At 48.6% G+C, this 10,519-nt stretch carries 10 protein-coding genes; 4 read left to right on the top strand and 6 right to left on the bottom strand.

Annotated elements, in window-relative coordinates; genetic code table 11:
- Positions 1-479: 479 nt before the first annotated feature.
- Entirely contained in the window at positions 480-1,064 is a 585-nt protein-coding gene (locus tag SCI24_RS19140) for a class I SAM-dependent methyltransferase (RefSeq protein WP_318726891.1), read from the top strand.
- Between the two features lie 481 nt (positions 1,065-1,545).
- On the opposite strand, the gene SCI24_RS19135 is transcribed toward SCI24_RS19140, so the two are convergent.
- From SCI24_RS19135 to SCI24_RS19115, 5 genes are all read right to left on the bottom strand, one after another.
- Positions 1,546-2,043 (bottom strand): hypothetical protein, encoded by a 498-nt coding sequence (locus SCI24_RS19135; RefSeq protein WP_318726890.1) that lies wholly within the window; start codon positions 2,041-2,043, stop codon positions 1,546-1,548.
- 774 nt (positions 2,044-2,817) lie between these two features.
- A complete protein-coding gene (locus SCI24_RS19130; RefSeq protein WP_318726889.1) occupies positions 2,818-3,807 on the bottom strand; it encodes a hypothetical protein in 990 nt (329 codons plus the stop codon).
- A gap of 140 nt (positions 3,808-3,947) precedes the next feature.
- Positions 3,948-4,694 carry a nuclease-related domain-containing protein gene (locus SCI24_RS19125; protein WP_318726892.1) on the bottom strand — a complete coding sequence of 249 codons (747 nt, stop codon included), beginning with the start codon at positions 4,692-4,694 and terminating at the stop codon, positions 3,948-3,950.
- A gap of 843 nt (positions 4,695-5,537) precedes the next feature.
- Positions 5,538-6,164, bottom strand: coding sequence for a Shedu anti-phage system protein SduA domain-containing protein (locus tag SCI24_RS19120; protein WP_318726888.1), 627 nt, complete (start codon positions 6,162-6,164; stop codon positions 5,538-5,540).
- Positions 6,165-6,309: 145 nt separating this feature from the next.
- The gene (locus tag SCI24_RS19115; RefSeq protein ID WP_318726887.1) at positions 6,310-7,362 is read right to left on the bottom strand and encodes a DUF3644 domain-containing protein; all 1,053 of its coding nucleotides are present in this window, start codon (positions 7,360-7,362) and stop codon (positions 6,310-6,312) included.
- Positions 7,363-7,784: 422 nt separating this feature from the next.
- Here SCI24_RS19115 and SCI24_RS19110 point away from each other — a divergent pair, with 422 nt between their 5' ends.
- From SCI24_RS19110 to SCI24_RS19100, 3 genes are all read left to right on the top strand, one after another.
- Complete coding sequence (locus SCI24_RS19110; protein ID WP_318726886.1) at positions 7,785-8,267, top strand: hypothetical protein; 483 nt, start codon at positions 7,785-7,787, stop codon at positions 8,265-8,267.
- Positions 8,268-8,270: 3 nt separating this feature from the next.
- Positions 8,271-8,939, top strand: coding sequence for an SOS response-associated peptidase (locus SCI24_RS19105; RefSeq protein WP_318726885.1), 669 nt, complete (start codon positions 8,271-8,273; stop codon positions 8,937-8,939).
- A 379-nt stretch (positions 8,940-9,318) separates the two neighbouring features.
- Entirely contained in the window at positions 9,319-9,444 is a 126-nt protein-coding gene (locus SCI24_RS19100) for a hypothetical protein (RefSeq protein WP_318726893.1), read from the top strand.
- Positions 9,445-9,565: 121 nt separating this feature from the next.
- On the opposite strand, the gene SCI24_RS19095 is transcribed toward SCI24_RS19100, so the two are convergent.
- The gene (locus SCI24_RS19095; protein ID WP_318726884.1) at positions 9,566-9,892 is read right to left on the bottom strand and encodes a hypothetical protein; all 327 of its coding nucleotides are present in this window, start codon (positions 9,890-9,892) and stop codon (positions 9,566-9,568) included.
- Positions 9,893-10,519 lie beyond the last annotated feature (627 nt).

Genomic DNA, 10,519 nt, shown 5'->3' with positions numbered 1-10,519 from the left:
GAGCCGACACGGTAGGTGGATGGTGGCAGCGCTGCCACCTCGGGGGTGGGTCAGAAGCGTTGGCCGGTACTGGGTCAATTTACTTGGCCATTAACAGGGCACCGCTCAAGAGCCTGAACATGGTTAACATTGCCGCTGCCACTGGTCAGTTCGTAAGGATAGTTAGACACAGCCTTTTGTCGGACTCGGTGAATTCGACCAGCCCACCGGTTGAGCGCAGGCCTGCATGGGTAATAAGCGGGCAGGTCCCTAATTTGGAGGCATGGGGTGTGGTGATGGTTTACCCTGATACAGATGTTTCCCCCGACCTTCCCTGTCACATGCCCCTCTTCCCCATACGCAGCGCTGACTTGGCTGACAGAAGTAGAGGACGCGGGACGCGCCACGGGAAATAGTCGTGGGACGGTAGTCCTAGACCGGCGATTGGCACGAGGCGAGATCGGCCGGGAGGAGTACCAGCGGGTAAAGAAGGGTCTCGAATGACGGTACAGGACTCCATGTTTCCTGCCACTGCCATGCCGGACAAGGACTGGTGGCATTCTCTATGGCCTGACCCCGACAGGGTCATCAAGGCTTTGCGCATCGAGCCGGGTATGAAGGTCGTCGACCTGGGCTGTGGCGATGGTTATTTCACCGCCGCAATCGCCCGCCAGGTGGGCGCGGGGCGCGTCATCGGTCTCGGCCTCGACCCAGTCATGCTTGAGCAGGCGCAAGCTGCCTGCGAAGGGATGTCGAACTGTAGCTGGCTACTGGGGGACGCCATGGCACTCAGCCGTCTTCTGGATCCATCAGTGGACTATGTGCTGATCGCCAACACCTTTCACGGTGTACCGGATAAGACAGCCCTGGCCCGTGAAATCGCTGAGACCCTGAAGCCGAACGGGCGTTTTGCTATCGTCAATTGGCATCCCCTGCCACGGGAACAGACTACTGTTCTCGGGGAGCCGCGAGGCCCCAAGACCGCAATGCGCATGTCGGCGGAACAAAGCCGAACGGTGGTCGAGCCTGCCAGCTTCAGACTGGGGGCGCTGGTCAAGGTTCCTCCCTACCACTACGGGGCGTGATCATCAGGGACCTTACACTTAGACAAGTATCCCCCGTTTTCTACCGCTAGCCGTCCAAGTCCGTTTCCTGTTTAGCTTCGATATCCCATTTTTCGAGTATCGGCCGAAATCGCCTTAACATGCTCGCATCGAAGTATTGCATTTCCGTTAGCAGATCAGCTCTCGCATCGCGAGTGTATATCTCATTCCCATGGGCTTGCATCAGAATGCCAAAAAGGTGCCAGCAAGCCTCGCCACCAAACTCGAACCGAAGGTGCGACAGTGAACCTCCAGTCCCTCGCTTCTTATACATCTCCTCGTGAAGCTGGGAAAGTACGTCCGTGATGGCCGCGACTAGTGTTTCCTCGTTGACGTTGTAGCGTCGGGCCAACGACTCTCGAGATATCAATGCCATAATTTTAGCTATCTCCTAAAAGACTAACGCCACAGGTAATGGATGGAAAAGAAGCGTGGTGCAGTTTCTGTCCGGTTGACCACATTGTTAAATAATCTCTGGCGGTTCGGATCCACAAGCTTTCAAAAAGTCTCTTAACCTCTCATTTGAAAGCAGGCTTCTGGAGAAGGCTTCTAACTTCTTACGTTTTGAGGCTGCTGCCCATCTCTCATCCTTTGCCGCCGATTTATAAAATAATTCCCATGCTTTCTGATACGCGTAGTCATCAAATCTAATGTTTTGGATCTCGATAAGATCTGGCCGGGAAGGATAATTAAGGAGCCTGTAGCACCCAGGAGCTAATCGCTCGAAAATCTCGTGCTTCGCCTTCTTCTCGGCATCCCCAGAGTTGCGACAATAGTTATTAATTGTACGTGTAACAGTAGATTCAGCCTCTGCGCCGATATCTCGATCTGTCCTCATGAGCGCAGCGACAATTGAGTCGATCTCACCCTCTCCATTTGGTCTTTTAAGCAAGACATCGACAATGTCTTCCAGCCAACTACTCGAAAGTGGCAGTTTCTCTATTAACTTTTCGCCTTCCATGTTGCCCCTCTAAGATAGAGAATTCATCCTGTATAATGCGGAGCGCGCCGGCGCACTTTGTTGCGTGCGAGTATTGCGAACTGTAAAAATTATAGATGTCGGCATTCACTCGGCACAAAGCAGTAGGCAATGATTTCTGGCTGATCCTCAGGGTCATCCAAGTACACAACCCCCCCCCTCTTGCCTGACACTCGATGTTTTCATACTTTTGAATCTTGCTGCCAAAACTATTCCTATCATTTCCTTGCCTCTTTTCCCGCAAGTGTACCCGAGAGGAGTGGCCGAGTGCCTCGAAAAAGAGCTGGAGTAAAGCTCACTTTTCGAATGTAACTCTTGATCCGTAATCGCTTCTGCAAAACTTTCTCAGGAGCCATGAAACAGCACGTTTGGATCATTCTCTATATGGCTGGGAAAAATACGATTACCCAGCTTTTCTCTTGCTTTTCAAAATTTATCTTCTCCATTAAAACAAGCTCCATTTGGTGGGCTGAATGAGCAAATTGCAAGCTATTAGGCCGCCCGCTCGATATTGCACTCGAACGCGCCTGCGCGCTCGACCGCCTCTTATCCTATTGATATCTCGACTCATTAAGCATAGCTCGGCACTATAACACCTATCATCATGCCGGCTGCATAACACCGATAAACATGCTTGCTGTCTTTCCGGCATGTCTGCTTAGGGTCGACAGCGGCCTAACAGAGCCCGTCGGCATAGGCTAAAACTAAATTACCGGCTAACAGCGGGCATACTACAATGTCTAGTATGGAAAAATCTCATTTTACATTACCAAGCTGTGGTGAAATTACGGACAGGTGCTGCAAGTAGTCCCCTTTATGCAAACTTGAAGCCTCACAATCTTTTCCATCGATATTTCCAGCTTCGAGCAGCTCGTTGAAATTATTTTTTACACACTTTATTTGCACGAGAGAATTGTTAAGCATTTCTGCTATCTCAAAATTATATTCTGCATGCCATATATTATTTACGCCTTGAAACGAGGGATTTGATCTAGCACTTTTAACCATGCAGTCATTGCGGTACGATTCAAAAAAATCAAGCGCGGATTCGACCCTATCGTCATTTTTGATAAACTTATCAATCTTGTGTATATTTTCACCTCCATGGATAAATAAATACGCGTACACAGACTCTGAAAGTGGTTGGTTATTATCCCACAGCACGTGCTTATAAACTTCCTTCACCAAACTCTCCATGTTATGTATTTTTTCTGACAAGAATAAATCTTTAGCTATTCCCTCTTTGTGAAGCCACCATGTGCTTAGCAAGTAAATAAAAGATAATTTTGAATAACATTCCAGCATTTCTGAAATTCTAGATATCTCAACACTTGCGGAACTACCAGTGTTAACACCTTCTAGGCACCTCTTTAACCTCGTATCAAAAATTGTCAAGGCTTCCATGGATTTTGAGTTAAGCTCATCCAAGCGCTTCTCATGAGATATATAATACTTCAAATGACTCAGCACTATTTGATACCTCTCATTTAGATCCTCAAATAGCTCTGAATTTTTAAGCTCTAGCATAGCCGATAGTATTGGTTCCAAGTCGGCTTGATATATTATATTTTTATGGACTTGAAAAATAGTGGGTGGAACCGGTGATTCAGTAGCATCGTTGTTTTTCAAGTGCTTTACAACATGACCTGTCCTATGCCTCACTATGGAAACGTCTTCTAGCTTGAACTCTCCTTCTTCGATACCTCTTCTGATATCACTATCTGTAATTAAATCATATTTCCCCATGATTCCTTACCTTTATGGTTAATATAAAATAAAAATTAAGTAACCTTATATCTCGTATTTCCTTGAACAAGCCAAATGTATCGTTCATGACGCCCACTTTTGGTCGATTACATTCGACCCGGAGTCTTTCAGTACTATAACTAGCCGCCCCCCTGCACTACCTTACACTTGGGATACCCAGAACATCCCCAAAACTGATTTCCAGCATTTTTACCCCTTTTCGATGTCCGCAATACCATGCTGCTTCCGCACTTGGGGCATTTCCGCTGAGCATTAGGATAAGACCGAGTTTTAAGCTGTGCAACGTGTTCTCGGTGTGTCTCACGTGTCGGGGCAAGCCTTCCAGACTGGATTTTCGTGAAGGCCTCCTGAACCTCCGCATCAGATAGAACGACTTCCTGAAACGATTTGATGTATGTCACGTAACCGCCACCACTAGTGACATTCTTCGGCATCCTAGTCTTTACTTTCGCACTGCCAGTGAACACCACAACCGAATGAATGACTTCCGCAGGAACATCGAGGGAGTTCTCTAAAGCTTTTACATGCTTGTAGTTCTGGCGTAACGGATTTTGGAACCTGAATGACTTCCGATATATCTTTTGGGTCCATTGTGCCTGATGTTCGTCACCAAATATCCAACCCTTCATGTTCTTTGTTTCCACAACGAAGATCCCGAATCGAGACACAAAGATGTGATCTATCTGAGTTGAGCCGTCCGGCGTAGGGAGGGTGACATTGTGGATCGGTCGGTATGTCTCCGCTGGCAACCGAAACCTGGCAGCCGCTTTAACTAAAGCCTCTCCGAAAAGGCCCTTGAACCATGGTGACTTGATCAGGCCAATCAGGAAGGCTACGGGAATGACCCACCACAACGGCCTTAACACTTCATAGATGAAAAAATAATAATCCAAGGCTTTATCTCAGTGGAAATTTTTTTGGCACAGGCATCCTGTCGAATATGCCTGTAGTTATGAGCGCCCTATCCTTACTGCTCCTGGCTCTTTAACGCTCGATACCGCGCACATGCCTCCTCGCGGGCCTCAGCGCTTGCCGAATGCTGAAGAACCAATCTGTTGCATTCCCTTTTCGCCAACTCGAGCGGCGAAGCTTGGCTGGCAGGGGTAACAAAGGCAATCGTAGGACTGAAGGAGCTGGATGCTGTACAGTACATATTCTTCGTCTTGTCGTACTTCAATCCGCTTCCCTGATTCTCTCGAAGATACCGACATGCATCAGCAAAGAATTTCTTTGCTGCCAAGGTGCACTTGGAGAACTCTGCCATTCTATCTCTTTTATCTACACAGACAGATTCGTCCCGTATGCGCCACAACTGGTGCTGGAACGAAATAAGTTGCTCGTTGTGATCAACAGTGACAGTTTTGACCTCTGTCCCCAATGATTCTTGCATATGATTGCTCACAGCACCTGAGGTGCTATCGAGTACCGCTGCGAACAGGGCTGAGATTGGGTCCATATGCTCCTCGGTCAGGAGAACTAGTGGTGATTAGGTGGATTGCTCTGGCATTAGATTAATTCCCATACGGAACAGGATTAATATTTTTTGTGCTACTACTGGACATAGTACATCCATCAGGGCCGGCTAACGTTTACATCCAGTTAACAGTTAACCTTTTACGTCATTCGATATAACTTTGCCAGCATGCCCAACTAAGTAATCGTGGCGAAGCAACAATCTCTTAGCAGCCGTGATACTGAATTTATTAGTCTCACTTCGGCAACTCAGCTTTGTAAAGTGGTGTTTTATTATCGAAAGCTTCGGCAACTCGGAGAAGTCTGTCATACGTGTGGACGCGAATATCGTTCGTATGTTCGTAAGATGATTTCAAGTATTGCATGTGGCTGTTCAATTCAGAACTACGTCCTACAACGATGTGATAGTTATACCAGATGCAAGTTTTGGGATTTCGCAAAAGATCCCCCGCCATGCTTGAAGGCTCTGAACTCATGTTGTATTCAGGTTGAAATACATCCGAAGTCATGGCAGTATCTGCCAAGCAGTTTTTGAAGGTTTGCTCTTCAGTTTTGATAAACCTCTTCCAATCTTCGATCTGGTAGACGGCCCCCAGAAAACGCTTTTCTGGCCTCTCATCCGAATCTCGGAACAGCTTGGATCCTACTGGTTCAAGTTCAATTAGGTGGACATCCCATGCACCTGAATATGACTGCATAACCACGAAATCTGCACGAAACTTATCTCGTAACCGGAATTCTGGAAGAACGTAATCCGAATGCCCCCCGACATTGCAAAACATTCCCCAGATCAACCAAGGATGCTCTTTTAGGAAACGATGTACTTCACGTTCGCCATTAGTCTGATCGAGCAACTTTTCCAACTCATATCTTAAAGTCATCTAACCCCACCCATATCTTATAATGTAATAATAGCCTTGAGCAACCGTTTGAAACCCAAGGTGCGGCTTCCAAATGGTCGGACTCAGATCTGATATTAGATTCACTCATTCTCTGTCAATCAACACACTAATGCGCGTAATCATGGATCTTCAGTGTTTGGCCGGTGCGAGCCTTCTCGCGAAGATCCTTTGGCTCAAGCCCACTGGTTTGCATGAAGTGAACAAGGAACTCTACCCAGGCATCCTGATAGACATAATCATTATGCGGCTCATCGTATATGCAATACTGTGTGTTGGTCTCGAAAGGGTCTTCTGCTCCTTTTGTTGGACGGACATCGAAAATTTTGTAGAGTGCAGTGTGAAGGGGTTGTGTTATTGACTTCCCTTGGAGACGCTCATTCACGCGCCTAACGACCTCTTTCGGCTTGATTCGGCCCACGTTGGCGGCCTCGACTCGTACCGTCTTATCTTTGATGATAACTGTCAGTTGCTCGTATGCCTCTTTGTCTTCAGCACTAAGCGTATCCCAACGCACAAACTCAACCGCCGCATCTGCCCGGTTAGTGTTCGATATCTTCGGTATTTGTATTAACTTTACGCTGTACTGTAGGGAGTTGAAGGTATCTTCGTCGAGAGTGTTCCTGTATTTTTCAACGAATGATACGAGATCTGAAAGGTCCTTCGACAGAGCTGAACGGCTTGCCGCTTCCTGTTGCTTCGTTCTTATCTGTGAGAACTGAAGACTGTAAACTAGCGACTCGTTTATTGAATATTCCTCTCCAAACAAGGCGATTAGCAGGGACTCATAATTGAACAACAGCGACTGACACTCGCCAAAAATCAGGGTATCAACCTCTCGCTTCTCTATGTGGCGGTGCGCTATTTTATTCCTTAGCTTAATAAAGAAGTTGAGATTACTTTCCACTGCCTTGTCTAATTCGTCGTACTTCTTGATGCAAGTCGATAGTTCCCAGGCCTTTCGCTCACCATCGACTAATTCATAGCGTCCGTTTTTCCTCTTATAGTAATAACGGTCACCAATCGTGGCGTTGAAATAGGCGTGGAAGAGCCGCGTCCATGCCATAACCATCAAGTTTATGAAACCTTCACTTCGGAAGGTCGTGCGTGGTTTGTTATAGACTTCGACTGCAAGAAGCGCGGAATCAATTGACGCGTCCAAGATCGACTTTGTTTTCCCTTTCCTAAGCTTCACTAGTCCCCCAAAGGATCTGATAAGTATTAGATTTACACTCTGACATCGAATTACCGAAACCCTCTAACACTTTATTCTGTACGCAAAAACCTTCCTAACCCACCATAATATTTATAGACATCTCACAGTTCGGGAATGTAAATTCTACCATATAGAAAAATGCAAAATACAGATGTGCTAGCCTGTTTCTATCCTGTTTCTTTATCACCATTTCCGCTTTGGATCATCTTTTTCCTTGTACTCACATAAGCCAAATAGATCATCTCACTCCAGCGCATCGTATACATCCCGAGTGTTATGGTCTCCCTTTGGCCTGCACCACATTCAGTACCTCTGCTTCCCCAGCACTTGCTATGCTGACAACGTGACCAGCAAGGAGGCTCTTCACCATGATACGAGTCGAGACGCTCGCGAGGCGGGCCTGGCAGCTCAAGGAGCAGGGTTATGCCATCGACGCCATCGCCGCCGCGATGGGCAAGCCGACCAGTGCTATCGAGTTATGGATCAGCCGCTGGCCTGAGATCGTTCAGCAGGAAGCGCCCTGGCATGAGGGGCTTAGCGTTCGCACTGTGCACTGCCTCTGCGAGGCAGGCATCAACAGCCGAGAGGCCCTAATCGAGGCATTGGATAACGGCAGGGTCCAACGCGGTAAGCCGTCGGGCATCGGTGTGTCACGGCTGGTAGAACTCAGGCGTTGGCTGGAATACACGGGTACTGCGTCTTCCGAAGCACCGACCAGGGCCATGATAATCGACCTGTCACTCGAGGCCGAGGCAGCACTCAAGCATCTCAAGACAATGTCGGGGCAGACAGCCTCCCAGGTGATCACCACCCTGCTGGTCGAGGCCGATGAAATCAACAGGAGCGATTGACCCATGTGTGGACGCTTCGCGCTGTTCTCAGATCCTCCCCGCATCACCCGTCGCCTCGGTCTGCCCGAAGTAGAGGCGCAATGGCAGGCACGCTACAACATCCCTCCCGGCACCTGGATTTCTGCCGCCCGGCGTCGTGATGACGACTCCCCTCTAGTGCTGGATGAGGTGTGGTGGGGCTACAAGCCCCACTGGGCCAAGGAGAACGCCCCCGAGCCGATCAATGCCACTGTCGAGAAGGTGGCCACCTCTAACTACTTCAAGGGGGCGTTTGCTCACCATCGTTGCCTGGTGCCGGCCGATGGCTGGTTCGAGTGGGTCGCAGTTGATGGTCAGAAGCAACCTCACTTCCTGTGCCGCGCGGATCGCGAGCCAATTTGGTTCGCAGCCATCTGGGCCGAACGCGCAAACGGTGCACCCGGCTGCGCTATCCTGACCGAACCCGCTCGCGGCGTTGCCCAGCAGATCCACCCACGCATGCCGCTTGTCCTCGATGATGAGAGCCTGGAGCCCTGGCTCGATCCGGACATGACCGACCGTGAAACGCTGCGCCAGGTTATTCATCACCTGAGCGCCGAGTACATAACCCACTGGCCCGTTTCATCTCGAGTCAACAAACCCGCCGAGAACGATCCCAAGCTTATCGAGCCCATCACCTCGGGCTCCGATTGATCTTTGTCCATGTGCACACGACCATAGGCCGTTTCACGCATGGAGCACACTGGAAAAGGTCGATCGTCTGTTAGTTGCTTGGCTGGCCTTCCTTCCCCTGGCCACACAGGCCGATGTCCTGATCGGCAGCTGGAACATCAAGCACCTCGGCTGGGACAATGAAAAGGCCATGCCTCAAGTGGCTCATGTCGCAAACCACTTCGATCTGCTCGCGATCCAAGAGCTAATGGATACCTCTTGACCTTCCCCCATCAACTTGGCCCTCGCATCGTGTCGCCAGCACCAGGTTGGCCAGTCCGAACAGACTGAATAGCTGCGCCTGGTTCTTGGCCAGCCCCTTGTAGCGCACCTTCCGGTATCAAAAGAGGACGTTGATGACATGAAATCTGCACTCGGTCGTGGTGCGAATGTTGCTGCTGGCGATCGAGAAGCCAGAGCAGCATTTCATAGTGGCAGAATTTTGGCATGGGTCTTCGGTGCCGGAGTGGTTTTTTATGAAGATTGAAGTCCAGCAGCCGTTTCCGGATAAACTATCGTTTAAGCTTTGCGTCTACCTGCACAGGATCATTTATAAAGTTTATGTTGTCTTCGAAAAATCCACACATGTTTGAAATAAATAAAATAAACTACTCGCCACAAATTTCTTCAAATTTTTCGTAAGCTTCTGCACCAGAGTATGTCGTTCTGGAATAATGGTAACTACTACCAACCTCATAAAGCTTGTATTTGTACTGATCACCTTTCATGCAAACGACATCACCCTGAAGAAAAATTACTTCTTCATTGTAACCCATATAACCAACATAGCCATAACCAGTTTTTTTGAAAACAGTGCCATCACGTAGCTCATATATGTCACCGGAATGATCTTTGTATTGAAATGTAGTCAACTCGGCAGCTCCTGATAAGCCACTGAACGACAACAAACACATACACACTGCTAATTTTTTCATCTCTTACCACCTCTCTCGTTTTAATGCTTTTCAATTATACGACAAGCTATTTCAGCCACATGCGCCGGGGGGGTTTTAAGTTGCACACTATTCCTTTTGAAATACCAAAATTAGCAATAGAGAAATACTATCAATAGAAAAAGCCTATCATGGCGAGTTTTTTAACCGTGATTTAGCTTTTAATAACAAGATGCCTTTCTTTTTCCAGCGCTTTTACTTGAAGAGTCATGCTTGAAACCATCTCCTGCCATATGACCAGGCACGCTACCGCGAGGGAATCCTGACGCGTGCTGACGCCTTCCCTGGCGTAGAAGCCCGATGTGTCGCCATTTCGTGACATGACAGCATCAGGCAGATACATACATTCACATTACAGCCTAATCAACCTTTCCTCGATTAGCGAACGGTGACCTTGAGGCGTGTCAGCGAAATGCGTTGTTGATGAGGGCGATGGTATGGGATCTGGGTATGGAGGGATGCGAGGATGGATGGCAAAGCCAGTGGCACACAAGGTTGGAGGGGCCGAGCTGGGCTTGCATAGGCCAGGGCGGCCTAGTCGGGTAGACCGGGCGATTGCTCGACCCGGCCCCCCTCAGATCCGGGCATGCGCAATTGACGCACCCGGCT

This window comes from Halomonas sp., from assembly GCF_033549285.1.
Taxonomy (GTDB): Bacteria; Pseudomonadota; Gammaproteobacteria; order Pseudomonadales; family Halomonadaceae; genus Halomonas.
Note: the sequence above shows the minus strand (reverse complement) of the source record. Positions and strands in the feature narration are given on the sequence as shown.